The 19,890-nt window shown below is 51.3% G+C and carries 18 protein-coding genes; all 18 read left to right on the top strand.

Features of this window, described 5'->3' with window-relative positions:
* Window positions 1-27: 27 nt before the first annotated feature.
* Window positions 28-3,543 carry a helicase-exonuclease AddAB subunit AddB gene (gene addB, locus AC0YNZ_RS07550; protein ID WP_475826010.1) on the top strand — a complete coding sequence of 1,172 codons (3,516 nt, stop codon included), beginning with the start codon at window positions 28-30 and terminating at the stop codon, window positions 3,541-3,543.
* 3 nt (window positions 3,544-3,546) lie between these two features.
* Entirely contained in the window at window positions 3,547-7,416 is a 3,870-nt protein-coding gene (gene addA, locus AC0YNZ_RS07545) for a helicase-exonuclease AddAB subunit AddA (protein WP_475826009.1), read from the top strand.
* Between the two features lie 16 nt (window positions 7,417-7,432).
* Window positions 7,433-8,047 carry a hypothetical protein gene (locus AC0YNZ_RS07540; RefSeq protein WP_475826008.1) on the top strand — a complete coding sequence of 205 codons (615 nt, stop codon included), beginning with the start codon at window positions 7,433-7,435 and terminating at the stop codon, window positions 8,045-8,047.
* 97 nt (window positions 8,048-8,144) lie between these two features.
* Window positions 8,145-8,480, top strand: a complete 336-nt coding sequence (locus tag AC0YNZ_RS07535; protein WP_475826007.1) for a histidine triad nucleotide-binding protein — start codon at window positions 8,145-8,147, stop codon at window positions 8,478-8,480.
* 103 nt (window positions 8,481-8,583) lie between these two features.
* Window positions 8,584-8,757, top strand: a complete 174-nt coding sequence (gene rpsU, locus AC0YNZ_RS07530) for a 30S ribosomal protein S21 (RefSeq protein ID WP_005547957.1) — start codon at window positions 8,584-8,586, stop codon at window positions 8,755-8,757.
* Window positions 8,758-8,772: 15 nt separating this feature from the next.
* Entirely contained in the window at window positions 8,773-9,216 is a 444-nt protein-coding gene (locus AC0YNZ_RS07525) for a GatB/YqeY domain-containing protein (protein ID WP_110770600.1), read from the top strand.
* Window positions 9,217-9,370: 154 nt separating this feature from the next.
* Window positions 9,371-10,744 carry an NfeD family protein gene (locus tag AC0YNZ_RS07520; RefSeq protein WP_475826006.1) on the top strand — a complete coding sequence of 458 codons (1,374 nt, stop codon included), beginning with the start codon at window positions 9,371-9,373 and terminating at the stop codon, window positions 10,742-10,744.
* Between the two features lie 34 nt (window positions 10,745-10,778).
* Window positions 10,779-11,768, top strand: coding sequence for a flotillin-like protein FloA (gene floA, locus AC0YNZ_RS07515; protein ID WP_475826005.1), 990 nt, complete (start codon window positions 10,779-10,781; stop codon window positions 11,766-11,768).
* Window positions 11,769-11,829: 61 nt separating this feature from the next.
* Complete coding sequence (locus AC0YNZ_RS07510) at window positions 11,830-12,327, top strand: hypothetical protein (RefSeq protein WP_475826004.1); 498 nt, start codon at window positions 11,830-11,832, stop codon at window positions 12,325-12,327.
* A 217-nt stretch (window positions 12,328-12,544) separates the two neighbouring features.
* Entirely contained in the window at window positions 12,545-12,823 is a 279-nt protein-coding gene (gene yqfC, locus AC0YNZ_RS07505; protein ID WP_110770596.1) for a sporulation protein YqfC, read from the top strand.
* A 56-nt stretch (window positions 12,824-12,879) separates the two neighbouring features.
* Window positions 12,880-14,073 carry a sporulation protein YqfD gene (yqfD, locus tag AC0YNZ_RS07500; protein WP_475826003.1) on the top strand — a complete coding sequence of 398 codons (1,194 nt, stop codon included), beginning with the start codon at window positions 12,880-12,882 and terminating at the stop codon, window positions 14,071-14,073.
* Between the two features lie 6 nt (window positions 14,074-14,079).
* Window positions 14,080-15,051, top strand: a complete 972-nt coding sequence (locus tag AC0YNZ_RS07495) for a PhoH family protein (RefSeq protein ID WP_475826164.1) — start codon at window positions 14,080-14,082, stop codon at window positions 15,049-15,051.
* Between the two features lie 17 nt (window positions 15,052-15,068).
* Window positions 15,069-17,315, top strand: a complete 2,247-nt coding sequence (locus AC0YNZ_RS07490) for an HD family phosphohydrolase (RefSeq protein WP_475826002.1) — start codon at window positions 15,069-15,071, stop codon at window positions 17,313-17,315.
* Window positions 17,312-17,809 carry an rRNA maturation RNase YbeY gene (gene ybeY, locus AC0YNZ_RS07485; RefSeq protein WP_475826001.1) on the top strand — a complete coding sequence of 166 codons (498 nt, stop codon included), beginning with the start codon at window positions 17,312-17,314 and terminating at the stop codon, window positions 17,807-17,809. The genes AC0YNZ_RS07490 and ybeY overlap by 4 nt, the downstream gene beginning before the upstream one ends.
* Window positions 17,809-18,171, top strand: a complete 363-nt coding sequence (locus AC0YNZ_RS07480; RefSeq protein WP_475826000.1) for a diacylglycerol kinase family protein — start codon at window positions 17,809-17,811, stop codon at window positions 18,169-18,171. The genes ybeY and AC0YNZ_RS07480 overlap by 1 nt, the downstream gene beginning before the upstream one ends.
* A gap of 29 nt (window positions 18,172-18,200) precedes the next feature.
* Window positions 18,201-18,635, top strand: a complete 435-nt coding sequence (cdd, locus tag AC0YNZ_RS07475) for a cytidine deaminase (RefSeq protein ID WP_475825999.1) — start codon at window positions 18,201-18,203, stop codon at window positions 18,633-18,635.
* Window positions 18,636-18,643: 8 nt separating this feature from the next.
* Window positions 18,644-19,567: a GTPase Era gene (gene era, locus AC0YNZ_RS07470; RefSeq protein ID WP_475825998.1), complete on the top strand. Its 924-nt coding sequence runs from the start codon at window positions 18,644-18,646 to the stop codon at window positions 19,565-19,567.
* Window positions 19,568-19,668: 101 nt separating this feature from the next.
* Window positions 19,669-19,830, top strand: coding sequence for a YqzL family protein (locus AC0YNZ_RS07465; RefSeq protein ID WP_475825997.1), 162 nt, complete (start codon window positions 19,669-19,671; stop codon window positions 19,828-19,830).
* Window positions 19,831-19,890 lie beyond the last annotated feature (60 nt).

Genomic DNA, 19,890 nt, shown 5'->3' with positions numbered 1-19,890 from the left:
TTTAACGAAAAGACGGGAGAGTTGCACATGTCGCTTCGCTTTGTCATTGGGCGTTCGGGAACCGGAAAAACATCCTATTGCTTGAATGAAATAAGGGAGCAGCTGCGTGTTCAACCGGATGGGCCGCCGCTGGTCATGCTCGTACCGGAGCAGGCTACCTTTCAGACCGAGTATGCTTTGCTTCAGAACGGCGGATTAAACGGTACGATCAGGGCACAGGCGCTTAGTTTCAGGCGTCTGGCCTTCCGGGTTATGCAGGAGACAGGCGGTACGGCGCTCGTTCCGATCGGGGATACGGGGAAACATATGCTTCTCTATAAGATCGTTCATCGGCTGGGCCCGCAGCTGGAGCTGTTTCAGAGCGGGGCAGAGCAGCCAGGTTTCATTGATAGACTTGCGGAGCTGTTAACGGAGTGGAAGCGGTACGGAATGGATTCGGAGCAGCTGCAGGACAAGCAGGAAGCTGCGGAGACAGGAGCGGGCCACTCTACATTGCTGAGGCGCAAGCTGCATGATTTACAGCTTATTTATAGTCAGATGGAGCAGGAACTCGCGGGCATGTACATCGACGCCGAGGATTATTTGCGTTATTTGCAAAAAGGGTTCCCGGATGCTCCGGCGATGCAAGGCGCGCAAATATGGGTCGATGGCTTCTATGGCTTTACGCCGACTGAATATGAGGCATTAGGGGCGTTAATGGCCTCTTCGGCGCAGGTGACAGTCACACTGACGCTTAACCGGCCCTACGAATTAGGAGAACTGCCGCATGAGCTCGAGCTGTTTCATCCGACTGCAGAAACGTACAACAAGCTGATGGAGCTTGCCGTCAAATACGATGTAAACGTTGCTGCGCCTGCGATACTCGGAACTGCACCGCCGGTCCGCTTTCGAAACAACCCGATGCTTTCCCATCTTGAGAGCCACTATAGCGAGCGGGTTCCGATGCTGATCGCGGACAGAGCAATGCTTGAGCCTGAGGATTCGCGCTGCGGGGTGTCGCTGCATGCCGCCGCGAACCGCCGCGCAGAGGTTGAAGCTGTCGCGCGCGATATCGTCCGCAGGGCGCAGCAGGAGGAGCTCCGCTGGCGGGATATCGCCGTTATGGTTCGCAATAGCGAGGATTATACCGACTATATTGGGCTTGTGTTTGCCGATTACGGCATCCCTTATTTTGTCGATCAGAAAGAGAAGGCTGTCCATCACCCGCTAGTTGAATTTATCCGGTCCGCACTTGAAACGGTTCTGTTCGGTTGGCGGTATGATGCGGTGTTCCGCTGTGTCAAAACGGAAATGCTGTTCCCGATGGATGGCAGCCTGCTGCGGGAATGGTTCGATATGCTGGAAAATTTCGCGCTGGCGGCAGGCATTGACGGATGGAAATGGCTCGATAAGAAGCGCTGGCTTCCGTTAGTTCCCGTCTCGCTCGAAGACGATGCGGAGATGGAGACGAAAATAAGCGACAAGGCGCAGCGGGAGCTTGATATCGTGCTTGCCGCAAGAGAAGCTGTCGTACCGCCGCTCCGCCGCTTCGGCGAAGCGCTTAAGAAAGCGAACAACGTCCAAGAGATGTGCGAAGCGTTATATCGCCTGCTGGATCAATCGGACGCAGCTGATCGTTTGGAGCGCTGGGGCATTCAGGACACGCAGGCAGGCAGGACGCAGCGCGCCAGAAGTCACCGGCAGCTGTGGGACAGCGTAATGCAGCTGCTGGACCAATTGGTTGAGCTGGCAGGGCAGCAAACGGTATCGCCAGAGCTGTTCGGGGGCATGGTCGAAGCCGGGCTCGACAGCTTGAAGCTTGCCGCTGTTCCGCCGGCGCTGGATCAAGTGCTGATCGGGAGCATGGACAGGACCAGGTCCGGGCATATACAGGTATGTTACGTGCTTGGAGCCAATGACGGCATCATGCCGATGCGCGTGAAGGAGGACGGCATTCTTACCGAGCCGGAACGTGAACGGCTCGCAGAGGATGGAATTGCTATGGCACCAGGGGTACGGCGCCGCCTGCTCGATGAGCGCTTCATGATCTATAACGCTTTGACCACGCCAAGCAGGCATCTGTGGCTAAGCTGGGCCCAGGCGGATGAAGAAGGGAAAAGCTTGCTTCCGTCTGAGATTGTAAGGCATGTCCGCCAGCTCTTTCCCGGCATTCCGGTTCAAAGCGTTGCGGCTGAGCCATCGCCAAGCTTGCCGGTCTTGGAGCAGAGGATGTTCGTTTATGAGCCGCAGCGAACGCTCTCTTATTTGATTGCGGCTATTCGAAAATGGCAGCAGGGAGAGGCAATCGCCCCTTTTTGGTGGGATATGTACAATTGGTTTGCTGTAAGGCCGGAATGGCAGCATAAGCTGCAGCGTTTAACGGGCTCTTTGACTTATGTGAACCTGGAGCAATTTCTGTCTAAAGATACGGCAAGGCAGCTGTATGGCGCGCGTTTACAAGTCAGCGTATCGCGTATGGAGCGGTTCGTATCCTGTCCGTTCCAGCATTTTGCGATCCACGGGCTAAGGCTGAGGGAGAGAAAGCTTTACCGATTGGACGCTCCCGATGTGGGACAGCTGTTCCATGCGGCTTTGAGCCGAATAGCAACTGGGCTAGGCGGGCGCTGGGGTCAGGTGCCGGAAGGGGAGCTGAAGGCCATCGCCTCGCAAACGGTGGACGAGCTGGCTCCTAAGCTGCAATCTCAAATTTTATTGAGCAGCAGCCGCTTTCAATATATCGCCCGAAAGCTGAAGGAGATTGTCGGACAAGCAGCGCTTATGCTGGGTGAGCACGCGCGAAGAGCACAGTTTCACCCTGTCGGGACAGAAGTCGGTTTTGGTCCGGACGGCACGCTGCCATCCCTGCGCATTCCGCTTGAGGACGGCGGGGAAATGGAGATTATCGGAAGAATTGACCGCGTCGATGCAGCGGAGACGGAGGAGGGGCTGCTGCTGCGAGTGCTCGATTACAAATCGAGCTCAACTCAGCTGCGGCTTGAGGAGGTTGCATACGGGCTCTCGCTGCAAATGCTGACCTATCTCGACGTACTCGTTACGCATGCTCCCGCATGGCTGGGACAGCCGGCATCTCCTTCCGGCGTTCTTTATTTTCATGTTCATAATCCGCTGCTCGCGCTGACCAACAGCATAAGTCCTTCCGAGGTGAACGGACGGCTGCTGAAGCGTTACAAAATGCGCGGACTCGTAACCGCCGATCCGGTAACGGTAAGGCTTATGGACGATGAATTGGAAACCGGTTATTCGGAGCTGCTTCCTGTTGCCCTTAAACGTGACGGAAGCTTTTACAGCAGTTCTTCGGTCGTCACGAATGAACAGTGGGATGTACTGAGACACAGCGTCAGAACTACGATTAGCCGGATCGGAAGCTCGATTCTGGCGGGCGAGGTATCCATAGAGCCTTATCGCCTGGGAACGAAGACGCCGTGTCAATATTGCGATTACAAAGCGGTCTGTCAGTTCGATACGCTGTTCGAAGGAAATGAGTATAGGAAGCTGAGCAAGCCTTCTAAGGAAGACATATGGCAGCAGCTGGAGAGGGAGTAATGGATGATGCACACTGCAAAGGATTCCCCGAAGCCGGAAAATAGCACATGGACCGATGATCAGTGGGACGCCATCGTAACAAGCGGCTCGAACATCCTCGTAGCTGCTGCGGCTGGCTCCGGTAAAACGGCAGTCCTCGTAGAACGAATTATTCGTAAAATATCGGCTCACACCGACGTCGATCGCCTGCTCGTGGCGACCTTTACAAAAGCCGCCGCAGCTGAGATGAAGGATCGGATCCGGCTCGCACTGGAGCTTGAGCTGGAGCGTCAGCCGGATTCCGAGCATTTGCGCCGTCAGTTGGCATTGATGAACCGGGCATCCATTACGACGCTGCACTCTTTTTGCCTGGATGTCATTAGGCGTTATTATCCGCTTATCGGGCTCGATCCGGGCTTTCGGATCGCGAATGAGACAGAGAGCGAGCTTATGAGACTCGATGTGCTCGATCAGCTGTTCGAGCAGAAGTATGAAGGAGCTGGCGACGACGGCGCCTTCCTCCGGTTAGCCGACCGTTATGGCGGCGAACGCGGCGATGAGCCGCTATACCGGCTTGTTCAGCAATTGTACGATTTTGCGCAAAGCCATCCTTGGCCCGAGCACTGGCTGCGGCAGACGGCGGAAGCCTTTGATGTTGCCGATGTGACAGCACTGCAAAACAGCGAATGGGTTGTCAGTCTGACGAGAGACATTCAGCTAGCTTTGGATGGTGCTGGCTCGCTCCTTCATCAAGCGCTGAAGCTGACGCGGCAGCCGGCCGGACCTGCGCCATATGCAGCAACCTTCGATGAGGACTTGCAGCTCATAAGCAGTCTTGCGGAGATGATTCGCACGATGCCCTGGGAAACGTGGATTGAGTCCTTTCAAGCGATTCAATTCGGAAAGCTAAAGGCGATGCGCGGCGATGAATATGATAAGTCGCTGCAGGAGCAGGCGAAAGAACTGCGCGATCAAGCGAAGAAGCTGATAACGTCGCTTGCGGAGGAGCTGTTTGGGCGGACCGCCGCGCAGTTTTTGGAGGAGCTTCAGGAGTTAGCGCCGCTAATGCAGGCTCTTGCTGAGCTTGTCATTGAGTTTGGACAAGGCTACGAGGCGGCGAAACGCGCGAAAGGCTTGCTTGATTTCGGTGATCTGGAGCATTATTGCTTACGAATATTGCGTGATCCGGCATCTACGCCGGATCGTATGTCTCCTTCGATAGCAGCCATTGAATTCCAGCAGCAATTCGATGAGATCCTATTGGATGAGTATCAGGATACGAATATGGTGCAGGAGGCCATCGTATCTTTAATCGAGCGTACAGGCACAGGGAACCGCTTTATGGTTGGCGATGTCAAACAGAGTATATACGGCTTCCGGCTCGCCGAGCCGAAGCTGTTTTTGCAAAAATATAAAGCTTACCTTTCCCGTCATGATGCGGACAAAAGGTTAGACGCGGATGCGCCGAAAGCTTTACGCATTGATTTGGCGCGAAACTTCCGCAGCCGTTCAGAAGTAGTCGATGGGGTTAATGCTGTGTTTCGCGCCATTATGCGCGAGAATGTTGCTGATATGGACTATGACGAGCGCGCAGAGCTCGTATGCGGAGCATCCTATCCTGAAGCGGTTCCGGCTGATCGCTGCCTTGTCGAGTTTGGCATTTTAAACAGAGGCGATATGGAAGAGGAAGAACCGGCAGCCAGCGAGAATACGGAGTCATCCGAATTAACCGAGGATGGAGAGCAAGGGGAAAACGCCGTACCGGGAGAGTCGGCATCCGAGCTCAAGGCGGCGCAGCTTGAGGCGCGATGGATCGCGCAGCAGCTGAAGTCGCTAATCGACAGCGGCTTTCAGGTCTATGACGGGAAGCGGCGCGAGGCCCGCGGGATGCAGTGGAGAGATGTAGTCATTTTGCTGCGCGCCACGCAGCAGTGGGCGCCGATTATTATCGAGGAGCTGCAGGGGAGCGGCATTCCGGCTTACGCAGAGCTCAGCAGCGGGTACTTTGACGCGACGGAAGTAGAGACGATGCTATCAATGCTTCGCATCATCGATAACCCGTATCAGGATATTCCGCTGGCTGCTGCTCTGCGGTCGCCATTATTTGGGCTTCATGCGGAGGAGCTTGCCCGCATCCGCATCCAATCGGCCAAATCAACGTATTACGACGCAGTGCTGCATGCGGCTGGAGATTTATTTGTCGATGATGAAACCCGCAGGAAGCTATCGGTGTTTTTGGACAGCTTGGACCATTGGCGCGAGGAGGCAAGGCAGGGTTCGCTCGCGAATTTGCTTTGGGAAATCTACCGCGAGACCGGCTATTATGATTTTGTAGGCGGCTTGCCAGGCGGAACGCAGCGGCAAGCCAATTTGCGGGCGCTGCATGACCGTGCAAGGCAATACGAGGCGACATCGTTCCGCGGCTTGTTCCGTTTCTTGCGATTTATCGAGCGCATGCGCGAAAGCGGCGGCGACTTAGGAACGGCAAGAGCGCTCGGTGAACAAGAGGATGTCGTGCGTATTATGTCTATTCATAAAAGTAAGGGCCTTGAGTTTCCGGTCGTATTCGTTGCCGGCTTAGGCAAGTTGTTCAATCAGCAGGATGTGCGAAGTGCGTTCCTGAAGCATAAGGAGCTTGGCTTCGGTCCCCGCTTTGTCGACCCGACGCTCCGCATCAGTTACCCTACGCTTCCTTATTTGGCGATTCGCCGAACGATGCGCAAGGAGATGCTAGCCGAGGAAATGCGTATTTTATACGTTGCCTTGACTAGGCCGAAAGAGAAAATGTTTCTGGTGGCAACGGTATCGGATGCAGAAGCGAAGCTGAGGCGCTGGCTTGCTTCCGCCCCTGAGCACGGCAGGATGCCGGATTTCCGGGTCGCTGCCGCACGCTCCTTTATCGATTGGCTTGGGCCGCTCGCGGCGAGGCAAATCGCAGACAGACAACAGATTGAAGACAACGCTCCGCCGTGGCAAGCAGACATCGTGTCTGCCTCTTTGTTCGGTACGGAGGCTGCTGCGGCCGCAGATGCTGCGGATCAGCATGATGCGGCCAAGGAGGAAAGGCTGCAGGCGGTAGCCGCGCTTTCGCTTCTGGAGCACATCGAGGAGGACGAACAGCTGCGCGCCCGCCTGGAGTGGCAGTATCCGCATCAGGCGGCAGCGGCGCTTGCGGCCAAAACATCGGTAACGGAAATGAAAAGACTGCATTCGGAAGCGCTGGAGGACGCGGTACCTTTGGCGGAGCAGATGGATAACGCAGCCGGTTCTGAGCATTATGCGGATGCCTTCGCTGTACCTGCTGCTTCGTATACTTTCCGTTTGCGGCGTCCCGCCTTTATGGAGGAGAAGTCGCTTACCGCCGCAGAGAAGGGATCGGTCAATCACTTGCTAATGCAGCATGTTTCGCTGTCAGGGCCTGTAGATGAAGCGGCGCTCAAGCAAACGCTGGATGGCATGATCGAGCGACGCCTATTAACGGTTAGGCAGTCACAAGCAATTGATTTGCCGGCAGTCGCCGCATTTTTCACTAGCGAGCTTGGGCAGCGGCTGCTGCTCGCAGGCTGGGTGAGGAGAGAGGTGCCGTTTAGCTGTATGTTTCCGGCCAGCCGCGTGTATCCGGGCTCGAGCGGATCGCTTTCGCAGGAGCCGATATTCATACAGGGCGTTATCGATTGCCTGTTCGAGGATTCAGCTGGCGTCGTATTGCTCGATTACAAGACGGATCGGATCTATAAGCAGCAATGGACGGAAGCGGCAGAGCGGCATCGCTTTCAGCTTGAGCTGTACGCAGAAGCGATTGAATCTGTGCTCGGGCGCAAAGTGAATGAATGTCACGTCTTTTTCTTTGACGGCGGACAAGCGGTGCAGCTTACGAAAACGAACAATGTATAAAAAGGAGGCTGCGAAGTTGGAACAGCGGCAAACAGGCAAACGCACAATCGCGCTGCCGATAACACTCGTTATTCTCGTGTTCAGCTTAATCGGCAACGTGTTTTTGTACTCGCAATTTTTACAGCATAAACAGGAACAAAATTTTGTAAAAGGTCAAGGGATCTACGCGGCAGCCTCAGAGTCGCGTCAATTTTTGGAAGAGATGATCCCGCAGCTTGATTCCTTGCTGCAAAGCAAAAGCATGGAGGAACGGCTTGCATTGAAATTTGATGCAGGCAAGCTGACGGCAAACGGCCGCGCTTTGGCTGAGCTTACAGCTGAAGCAGCAGGCATATCCGCCGAGCCTGAAAAATTGGATTCGAATTTACCGAAATCTTACTTAAACGATGTTGAGAATGGCTTGCAAACCATCGGCCGCTACGAAGGACCGTTGAACGAAGCAGAGCGTGCATATATTCTCGGGCTAAAAAGCTCGTTTGAAGCGATGTCCGGTATTATGAAAGGTTTTAATACGAATATAGCCGATAACCGCAGCGCCGTTATAAGGTTGTCCAGCGGGCTCGATTGGATTGATCTTGTAATGAAGCTTCAGCAATTGATGCTGGAACAACCGGCAAAGCTTGCTGCCTAGAAAGTCCGGTGTTCCTTTGCTGCGTGCTTTTTCGATTGGACGAGCACCGAAATATTCGTTATGATAGGAGAAGGTTATTGAACAGGGGGTGAATCATATGGACTGTATATTTTGCAAAATAATTGAAGGCGCGATTCCGTCGAAGAAGGTTTTCGAGAACGACAGAATTGTCGCATTTCACGACATACAGCCAGCTGCTCCGGTACATATTCTCATCATTCCGAAGAAACACATACCTACGATGAACGACGTTACGGATGAAGATGCGCAGGTTGTAGCCGAGCTGTTCGCGGCAGCTCGTCACATTGCCAAAGAACTAGGTATTGCGGAGTCCGGGTATCGTCTGGTCAACAATGTAAATGCCGACGGAGGTCAGGTTGTTTACCACCTGCATATCCATTTGCTAGGGGGAACAAAACTTTCTTCGCTATAGGCAGAAACCCAAAGTTGACACTGCCTTTTGGTTTGACTTATAATGAAATTTGATAAACCGTGTTATAGCTCTGGACGGTCTGTTTCGGAGGGAGGGAAAACTGGTGTCTGAAACTAAAGTTCGCAAAAACGAAACTATTGATGCTGCGCTTCGCCGCTTTAAACGTTCCATCGCTAAAGATGGAGTTCTAGCTGAGGTGAAAAAACGCAAGCATTATGAAAAGCCAAGTGTAAAGCGCAAGAAGAAGTCTGAGGCTGCGCGCAAGAGAAAGTTTTAGGAGGATCCTTCCATAATGAACCTGAGCGAAAGATTGACCGACGAAATGAAGCAAGCCATGAAGAATCAGGACAAGTTTAAGCTTTCCGTAATTCGTATGATGCGCGCGTCAGTGAAAAACTTGGAAATCGATCTCAAGCGTCCGCTGGACGATAAAGAAGTGCTTGATATATTGAGTCGCGAAATCAAACAACGTAAAGATTCCCTCCAAGAATTTAAAAAAGCCGGCCGTGATGATTTAGTAGCGGGTCTTGAGGTCGAAATTGAAATTATTAGTCAATACCTTCCCGAACAGCTGACTGAAGAAGAGATTCAAGAGATCGTAACGCAGACCATCCATGAACTCGGTGCTTCTTCCAAAGCCGATATGGGAAAAGTTATGAGTGCCCTTTTGCCCAAAACAAAAGGTCGCGCTGACGGTAAACTAGTAAATCAGCTCGTACAGCAGCATCTTAACTAACTAAACATTCGGACTCACAAAACACCCTTTAACCGGGGTGTTTTTTTGTTCGTCAAAGGTGCAAATGGTATAATATTGAAAACCATCATTGAAACATTTTGGCTTCTTCTACGTAAAAGGGTACAAAACTAAAAAAGGAGGAACCTTCTTGCACATGAACCGAAGACGAAGAAGATTGTCCGCCGCTCCTATTGTATTGCTCGCAGCAATATTTCTGGTGACGCTTGCAGGCTTGTTCGGCGTGCCAATGGAGCAAGCGAAGGCTGTGAACGATATCGGCCCGGCCGTATACGTCATTCCCGTGAAACAAACGGTTGAGTCGGGACTTCAATCCTTTTTAGAGAGAGCCTTTGAAGAGGCTGGAGAAGCGAGAGCTGAGCATGTGATTGTTGTAATAAATACGCTTGGCGGAAAAGTGGTGAACGCGGAGCATATCGGTCATTTTTTACGTGAGAATAACATTCCGACAACGGCGTTTATCGAGGGGAAAGCGGTATCGGCAGGCACGTACATCGCATTAAATGCAGATGACATCGTGATGCAGCCAGGCAGCACGATCGGTGCCGCAGCAGTCGTCGACGGCTCGGGCACATTAGTGAATAATCCGAAGGTAGTCTCGTTCTGGACTTCCGAGATGAGCGAATCAGCCGCATTGCAAGGCCGTGATAAAAACATCGCGGCAGCAATGGTTGATCCCAATGTGACCTTGGAATTGAAGGATAAGATCGGCAGAGACAAACAGAAAGGCGAAATTCTTACCTTGACAGCGAGTGAAGCCGAGAAAGTTGGCTATTCCGAGCATACGGCAGCATCCGTTGACGAAGTGATTAAGTGGCTGGGCTTAGAAGGCCGCACAAAGATTGAGGTGGCTCCATCCTTTGCTGAGAACGCAGCCAGATGGCTCGTGAACCCGGTCGTAATGACCGTGCTGCTTATCCTAGGTATTGCCGGCATCGTGATCGAAATGCTTGTTCCAGGCTTTGGAGTGCCAGGTATCGTAGGCATACTATCGTTCGGCTTATATTTCTTCGGTCATTACGTGGCCGGATTTGCCGGAATGGAATCGGTCGTCTTTTTTATAATTGGTATTGCCTTGCTTATTATCGAGGTATTCGTTCCGAGCTTCGGCATTCTGGGCATTCTCGGCAGCGCGTCGTTAATAAGCGGAGTCGTAATGGCGGCATCCGATCCGATGACGGCATTCATCTCGATTGTCATTGCGCTGGTTGCGGCAATCATTCTGATTGCCATATTCGTGAGAATGAACAAAACAAGAGGGATATGGAACAAATTCATTTTGCGCGATAAGCTGACAACGGAGCAAGGCTACTTGTCAGCTGATGTTAAGGACTCGATGCTTGGACTGGAAGGGATTACGATTACACCGCTTCGTCCGGCAGGAACCGTTCTGATCGGCGATAACCGCATTGATGTGGTCACATCCGGCGAATTCGTTGATACGAATCGTACTGTCAAGGTCATCAAGGCGGAAGGCACTTGGGTTGTAGTCAAAGAGATTGTGAAATAGACTACAAAAATATAACTTTTGGAGGTTGGGTCAAATGGATCCTTTGGTTTCCTTTTTAATTTTAGCAGTCGTCGTTATTATCGTGCTGTCTGTGTTTTTAAGCTTCTTTCCGATTATGCTGTGGATTTCCGCATTGGCATCTGGCGTTAGAGTAGGTATTATTACGCTTGTCGCGATGCGCTTGCGCCGGGTCGTGCCGAGCAGAATCGTCAATCCGCTAATTAAGGCGACCAAAGCGGGTCTTGGACTTAACATTAATCAGCTGGAAAGTCACTTCTTAGCTGGCGGTAACGTTGACCGCGTCGTAAATGCGTTGATTGCTGCACAGCGTGCAAACATTCCGCTTATTTTTGAACGCGCGGCTGCCATCGATTTGGCTGGCCGTGACGTGCTGCAAGCGGTACAAATGAGCGTTAATCCGCGTGTCATCGAGACACCGATCGTTGCCGCGGTTGCGAAGGACGGAATTGAAGTGAAGGTAAAGGCTCGCGTAACCGTTCGTGCAAACATCGACCGGCTCGTCGGAGGCGCGGGTGAGGAGACGATCATCGCGCGCGTTGGCGAAGGTATCGTTACGACGGTCGGTTCGTCTAATTCCCATAAAGACGTGCTTGAAAACCCAGATATGATTTCCCGCACGGTTCTCGGCAAAGGGCTTGACGCTGGTACGGCGTTTGAAATTTTATCGATCGATATCGCTGATGTAGACGTAGGCAAAAACATTGGCGCGCATCTGCAAACGGAGCAGGCTGAAGCGGATAAGAAGATTGCGCAGGCGAAAGCGGAAGAGCGCCGTGCGATGGCCGTCGCCCAAGAGCAGGAAAACAAAGCGAAAGTCGTTGAAATGGAAGCTCGCGTTGTCGAGTCGGAATCACAGGTTCCGCTTGCTATGGCAGAGGCGCTCAGAAGCGGGAAAATCGGCGTCATGGACTATATGAACCTGAAAAACATCGAGGCTGATACGCAAATGCGCAGCTCCATTGGCAAACAGGACGGCCAAACGGACAGCAAAGACGGGCGTTAAGGTCAAGCGCTCCAACTCATAATTGCAATTAGCGTGACTGCGCCATGGAGGTGAAGGCAGTTTGAGAATCATTGAATTTCTGATGAACAACATATTTATCGTTGTTATTATCTTCGGAGCATTGGCTTCTCTATTTGGCAAAGCAGGGTCGAAGAAGAAACCGGGACGAATGCCGGACTTTGGCGGAGGCGGGCTGCCGAGAACGTTATTTCCGCAAGCAAGCGACAGGGATCCGAACGTAGAACGGCCGCTTTCGGAGCGTACCGAAAGTCAGCCCGCCTATCGTACACGTCCAGAGCAGGAGCGCCAGTACTCTGCGAATGCTGCTCAAGCATCCAGAGTTACTGAATCACCTGCTGGGCCGCCTCAAATGCCGTCTCTTGAGCTTGCGATCCAGAAGGCGGGAACGGGTAAGGCAAAGGTGCCGGACGCAGCAGGGCGAAAGCCAGGCGCCCAGAGCGCGATTGCAGCCTCCGTTCAAGCTGATGATATGCGAAAAGCAGTGATTTGGGCAGAAATTTTAGGTCCGCCCCGCTCGAAGAGACCTTATCGAAAATAACGAACGAACCGCCGAAGCATGCTGCTTCGGCGGTTTTTTTGTTTTTTGTGGCGGATGGTCTTCGAGGGCTAGAATAATCTCATATTTAGCTAGCTGTTCGCATATTTTGGTACAGTACATGAAAATCGTCACCCCTCTGCTTTGCTATCGCAAGGCTTAGCTTCTGCTTACACAGCAGGTTTGCTCCACAAACCTTGAAGGAGGCAAAGATTCGTCCATGCGCCTTATAAAAAAGAAATTTCGCAAAATGACAGCAGAGCTACTGGATATGCCGCATGATGTCGTATATGATTTGCCGCGTCTTACGATGATTGGGGATTGCCAGCTGTACATCGAAAACCATCGTGGCGTCGTCCATTTCTCCAGCGAGCGTTTGCGGCTCGCTTTAAGCAAAGGAGAGCTGGAGGTAACGGGGAGCTCGCTTGTCATTCGTACGATTTGGACGGAGGAAGTGTTTGTGGAGGGTCAAATCTCGAACATCCAACTGATACCTTGAAATAAATGGTTTTACGTTTGGTTTACTAAAAGCTGTATGAAATGGAGGGGAACGGTTTGAGCGGACAAGGCGCAAATTGGTTAAAGGGTATGGTTACTGTTCACATACGGGGAGGACAACCGGAGCAGCTTGTCAACCGGGCGCTTGCCGGCGGTCTGCAGCTGTCTTCCATTAAGTGGACAAGTAGTGGCTTGCTTGAGTTCGAGCTGTCGGTTAGCGACTTTTTTGGCCTTCGGCCGTATTTAAAGGAGACAGGCTGCCGGGTTCATGTCACGAAGCGCTGGGGACTGCCTTTCCTGCTCGTGAAAGCGGAGCGCAGGAAGCTGTTTGCAGGCGGAATCGTATTGTTCTTCGCATTGATCTTTATGCTTTCTTCTCTGGTATGGAGCATAGAGGTACAAGGCAATGTGAAGCTGACAGAGGATCAAATTCGTTTGGCTGCTAAACAGGAAGGCTTATATCCTATGCAATGGTCATTTCGTCTCGCCGATGCCGACATATTGTCCAAGCAGCTCGTGCGCAAGCTGCCGGGATCGTCTTGGGTCGGAGTTGAGAAGAAGGGGACGAAGGTTATCATACAAGTGGTTGAATCGACCATTCCCGAACAGGCTTCCTTGCAAACGCCCCGTCATCTGGTCGCGTCGGCAGATGCTGTCGTTACTGAGATTATTGCCGAGGCGGGGCGGCCCGTTGTCAGAAAAAATACGAGGGTAAAAAAAGACCAGACGTTGATCTCGGGTACAATCGGCGGAGAGGAATTTTCGCGAACTGTCGTTGCCAAAGGCAAAGTTCGAGGTCTTGTCTGGTATGAGTTTGAAATATCTTCACCGCTGGTTCAGCATGTTAAAGTATACACCGGTGAGAAGAAGACAAAGTGGTTCGCCGTTATCGGCTCAAGAGCGCTTCAAGTCAGCGGGTACGGGGACAATCCATACAGCTCCTCCGAAGCAATCCGTCATGAGGAGAAGGCCTCGTGGCGCAATTGGTCGCTGCCTATCGGCAGGATGAAGGAGACCGTAATGGAGACTCGGATGGAGGACCGGACGCTGACGGAAGAGGAGGCGAAGAGCACGGGCATTCTGCAGGCAAAAGCCGAGGTGCTTATCAAAGCAGGCAGTGATGCGGTGATCAGGGACGAAATTGTTTTGCATGAAAAGGCGGACAATGGTAAAGTTTATATGAAAGTTCTATTTGAGGTCGAGCAATCTATCGTTAAAGAAATGCCACTAGTTCATATGCAGGGAGAATGAGGATTGTTGCAAATTGAGACGAAAGTAGTAAAAATACCGCTCGGAAACGCAGCGGAAGGATTGGCTGTATTCGGACCGCAGGACAATTACTTACGCCTTATTCAAGCACAGGTTGAATCATCGATTACATCGCGTGAAGCGGAAATTGTCATTTCAGGTCCCGCCGAAGAGGTGGATTCTCTGGATCAGCTTTACAATGTGCTGCTGCAGCTCGTGCGCGGCGGCTATAAGCCATCCGAGAGAGATGTGGCATATGCGCTTGAACTTGCTAGAACCATGCAGGCAGAAGAGCTGCTGGATTTGTTTAAGAAAGAAATTACGACGACCTACCGCGGGAAGCCGATACGGGTAAAGACGATCGGACAGCGCCATTATGTGAAGACGATTCGCAAACGTGATATCGTATTCGGGATCGGACCTGCCGGAACAGGTAAAACTTACCTGGCAGTCGTGCTTGCCGTAGCCGCGCTGAAGGAAGGCTCGGTGAAACGGATCATATTGACGAGACCTGCTGTCGAAGCGGGAGAAAATCTCGGATTTTTGCCAGGCGATTTGCAGGAAAAGGTAGATCCTTACCTTCGTCCCTTATACGATGCGCTGCATGAGGTGCTCGGACCGGATCAAACGGTTAAAGCGCTTGAGCGCGGCATGATCGAGATTGCGCCTCTGGCATATATGCGCGGCCGTACGCTAGACGATGCATTCATTATTTTGGATGAAGCGCAAAACACGACGCCGGAGCAAATGAAAATGTTTTTGACTAGACTGGGCTTCGGCTCGAAAATGGTCATTACAGGCGACATTACGCAAATCGATTTGCCCCGTGGCAAAAACTCTGGCTTGATCGAGGCGCAGCGTATTTTGAAAGATATAGAGGAAATCGGTATTATCCTTTTCACTGAGCAGGATGTTGTACGCCATTCTCTGGTTCAAAAGATTATTGTTGCCTACAACTGGGATGCTGAAAACAAAGCCTAGAAAGGAATGTCTGCTGCATGAACCAAAACCAGACCGGAAAACAGGGGAGCTTGCAGCCGTCTAAAACAGCGGGCTGGAAGCAGAGTGCAGCCGTTCGCTGGGTGCTGTTGTTTATGTTTGTGCTGCTGTTCTATTTCAGCTTAGCTCCGCATCTCGTTCCCGAGACGTACGATATTGAGGAGGGCGCCGTAAGCGAGAAGGACATTAAAGCGCCCTTCCAAATTAAAGACGAGAAGGCGACCAGGCAAGCGGAAGAAGATGCCGCTGACAAGATCGACGTCATATTCTCAATCGTGCCATTGCGCAACGAGTCGCTGGTCGAACAAATTTTTGTCCGCATTGAGCAGTTGAATTTGGATGATCAAGTGACTGTACAAAATAAAATCGATATTTACCGCAACGAAATTCCCGGGCGTTATTCGGAATACATCGATAACTTTGTCAAGCTGAACATGGGTAAAGGAACCTATAATGATACGCTGCTTGAGGAAATGGCGCTTGTCGCCAAGGAGCAGCAATACACCATTCCGGAAGAAACCTTTTACAAAATGCCTAATTTATCAGCGGAAACCTTAACCGAGATGCGAAACGTAGCTCGGGATATTGTGCGTAAACTGACCGGCGAGCAGCTCCGCGAGGCGGAAACCGCACGGACGCAGGTCGCTGAGCTTGTAAACGCAAGCTCGCTTTCAAGCCGGACAAGCCGGGAAATTGTACAGGAGCTAGCCAGATTCGCGATTATGCCGAATAAGTTTATGGATAAAGCGGCGACGGATGAGGCGAAGGTGCAGGCGAAGCAAAACACGCCTCCGGTCGTCATAAAAGAAGGCGAATTGATCGTGAAGCGCGGTCAGACGATCACTCCTGATTTGTACAAGCTGCTAGTTGATTCGTCGCTGCTGCAGGAAAAGAAAAATTACTGGCCACAGCTCGGGCTTCTGATCATGTCCGTCATGTTCATCGTCGTGCTTTATGCATACTTGCATCAGTCGGGGAGCATCAACGGGATTAAGCCCAAATACAACAATGCATCACTGCTGATGCTTTGGCTTATCTTCTTAATAAATATTGTTACGATCCAGATCATTTCGTTGACGCAGACGGATACAGCGCCCTATGCAGGCTATTTAGCTCCTGCCGCTCTCGGCACGATGCTGATCACTTTGCTGCTAGATATGCATTTGGCTATGATCAGTTCGATATTATTTGCGGTTATGGGAAGTATTATATTAAATACAGGCCAGCATCAAATTTTTGACTTCCAATACGGCTTCGTCATTATTGTTGTATCGTTTGCCGCCCTTTTCTCGATTCACAGAGCGAGTCAACGGTCCACGATATTGAAGGCCGGCATCATGGTTAGCTTGTTCGGCTCGTTGTCCGTCATTACGATCTTGCTGCTGTCAGAGCAGATGGAACGCGTGCCGTTCATTTATTCCGTAGCCTTCGCCTTTGCCAGCGGATTAATAACAGCAGTGCTCGTTATCGGTTTGATGCCGTTCTTTGAAATTACATTTGGCATTTTGTCGGCTCTCAAGCTTGTAGAGCTGTCGAACCCAAACCATCCGCTGCTGCGAAAGCTGCTTACGGAGACGCCGGGAACCTATCATCACAGCGTAATGGTCGGCAATTTGTCAGAGGCGGCAGCCGAAGCGATTGGTGCCGACGGTCTGCTTTGCCGCGTGGGTTCGTTTTATCACGATATCGGGAAAACAAAACGGCCTAACTACTTTATCGAAAATCAGACGAATATCGAAAATCCACATGACACGATCGATCCGAAGCTTAGTAAATCAATCATTGTGGCGCATGCAAGGGATGGAGTCGACATGCTTAAGGGGCATAATATACCGAAGCCGATTCGGGATATTGCCGAGCAGCATCATGGGACAACCTCGCTTAAGTTCTTTTATTACAAGGCGGTTAAGCAGGCAGAGGAGCAGGGTATTGAGCCTGCTTTCACAGAGGATGATTTCCGTTATCCAGGGCCGAAGGCGCAGTCCAAGGAAGCTGCAGTCGTCGGAATAGCCGACTGTGTAGAGGCGGCGGTGCGCAGCTTGCGTAATCCGACTGTGGAGCAAGTAGAGGCGATGATTCACAAAATCATAAAGAGCCGGCTGGATGACAATCAGTACAATGAATGCGATTTGACGTTGAAGGAGCTTGACAAAATTGCGCAATCGCTTAAAGAGAGCGTAATTGGCATCTTCCATTCACGTATCGAATATCCGGATGATGTGAAAACAAAGGAGCGTTTGGCATGAGCTTGCAACTTGACTGGAGCAATGAGCAGCAAAGTTTGGAAATACCTGAGAATTGGATCGCAAAATTAGAGCAGCTGCTGCAGCTGGCGGGAGAAGCGGAAGGCATTGCCGATGGCGAGGTATCGCTGACATTTACAAATGACGAGGAGATTCACCAGCTTAACCTCGAATATCGGGGTATTGACCGTCCAACAGACGTTTTGTCATTCGCTATGCAGGAAGACGGCAAGGACGAGCTTGGCATCATCTTTGAGGTAGAGAGCGAGGATGAGACCGATCCGATTTCCGGCATGCTCGGAGATATCATCATTAGTGTCGATACAGCAAAGGCGCAAAGCGAGGAATACGGTCATTCTTTGGAGCGCGAAATCGGCTTTTTGTTCGTACATGGATTTCTGCATCTTATCGGCTACGACCATCAGGATGAAAGGTCGGAAGCAGAAATGACCGCCAAGCAGGAAGCGATATTAAAGCAAGCAGGACTTTCACGTTAATGCGTAAATTTATCCATAGCATTGCAGTTGCGATATCTGGGATCGTCTTCGCGCTGCGTACGCAAAGTCATATGAGGTTTCATGCCATAGCCGGCTTGATCGCGTGCTGTTTAGGTTTAGTCGCTTCGATCAAGCCGCTGGAATGGTCGATCATATTGCTAGCGATAGCAGTAGTTATTAGCGCTGAAATGATCAATACAGCAGTTGAACAAGCAGTTAACCTCGCCAGCCCGGACATTCATCCGGTAGCAAAAGTGGCGAAGGATGTTGCTGCCGGAGCCGTGCTCATTGCGGCAGCAATATCTGCTATAATAGGGCTGCTCATCCTTGGGCCGCCCTTGTGGCATTTATTTATGGATTAGGCTGCAAACTCAGACGGGGGGCGTTCAGGATGATTTACAAAGGATTGTCCGATAGTTACACGGAACTGCTGCATGCGGCTAAGGAAGCGATGTCCCGCGCATATGTGCCCTATTCGAATTTTCAAGTCGGGGCTGCGCTGCTGGATGACGAGGGACATATCCATTTTGGCTGCAACGTGGAAAATGCGGCATACGGACCAACCAACTGCGCAGAGCGCACGGCACTATTCCGCGCCGTTGCCGATGGCAAGCGTCCGGGACAATTTCAGGCTATTGCTGTCATTGGCAGCACCGATGGGCCGATTGCGCCATGCGGCGTTTGCCGACAGGTTTTGGTTGAGCTTTGCCCGCCGGACATGCCCGTCATCATGGGTAATTTAAAAGGACAATGGTCGATTTCGACCGTATCAAGCATATTGCCGGGTGCTTTCACGCCGGCTTCATTAGAAAATAGGGAGCGTTAAATACATTTATGAATCGAACAACTTCAAACGAACGAGACAGCAAAAAATTCCGTTCCGGCTTCGTCGCCATCATTGGACGACCTAACGTCGGCAAATCAACATTAATGAACCATCTGATCGGTCAGAAAATCGCGATCATGTCAGATAAGCCGCAAACAACGCGGAACAAAATACACGGCGTTTATACGACGAACGACACACAAATTGTGTTTCTTGATACGCCAGGCATTCATAAGCCGCAATCCAAGCTCGGCAATTACATGATGCAAACGGCGGAGAGCGCATTAAGAGAGGTAGAGGCGGCATTGTTTTTGATCGACGCTTCCGAAGGCCTCGGCGGCGGCGACCGCTTCATTATCGAGCAGCTCAAAAAGGTAAAAACACCGGTCTTTCTCGTCATGAATAAGATCGATAAGGTACTGCCTGAGCAGCTGCTGCCGATGATTACGCAGTATAACGAGCTTCATGAGTTTGCGGAAATTGTTCCGATCTCCGCCCTCAATGGAAATAATGTGGACACGCTGCTGGCGCAGCTTTCCCGGTATTTGCCGGAAGGGCCGCAATATTATCCGGCTGATCAAATAACGGATCATCCTGAACAATTCGTCTGCTCAGAGCTCATTCGCGAGAAAATTTTGCATATGACCCGCGAGGAGATTCCGCATTCAATCGCTGTTACGATCGAGGACATGCGCGTTAAGGAAAACGGTGTTGTGTATATCGGAGCGGTTATTTTTGTGGAGCGTGATTCTCAGAAGGGGATCATCATCGGCAAAAAAGGAGAACTGCTGAAGGAAGTAGGGAAGCAGGCGCGCAAAGATATGGAAGCGCTCCTCGGCTCACGCATTTATCTCGAGCTTTGGGTAAAGGTGAAGAAGGACTGGCGCAATCAGGAGCGGGTGCTCAAGGATCTAGGCTACCGGCATGATTAAACAGAAATTGACGTAATTTGTTAAGGATAGACAGCAGCGGTTTATCGCATCCTATTACCGTCTGGAGCAGCATTTCAGGGGACGGAAAGGGATGAATACGTATGCGAAATTTTTCGTGGAAGTATTTTACGTTAACCGGGGATGTCGAATCGTTCATGCTTTACAAGGAAATAAATCAATATGGAGCGGAAAGCGGCTCTGATGCGTCAGTTATGGATCAAGAAGAGCTTGCCATAATGGAGCTCGAAGACACATCCGGCTAACGTATCGATGGAATTATTGAATAAGCTGATAACGTATAAATGGTTTAAAAAGATAAGCTG

It is taken from the genome of Paenibacillus sp. J2L1-98 (genome assembly GCF_056269405.1).
The sequence above is the reverse complement of the archived record's forward strand: the minus strand, read 5'-3'. Positions and strand labels throughout refer to the sequence as shown.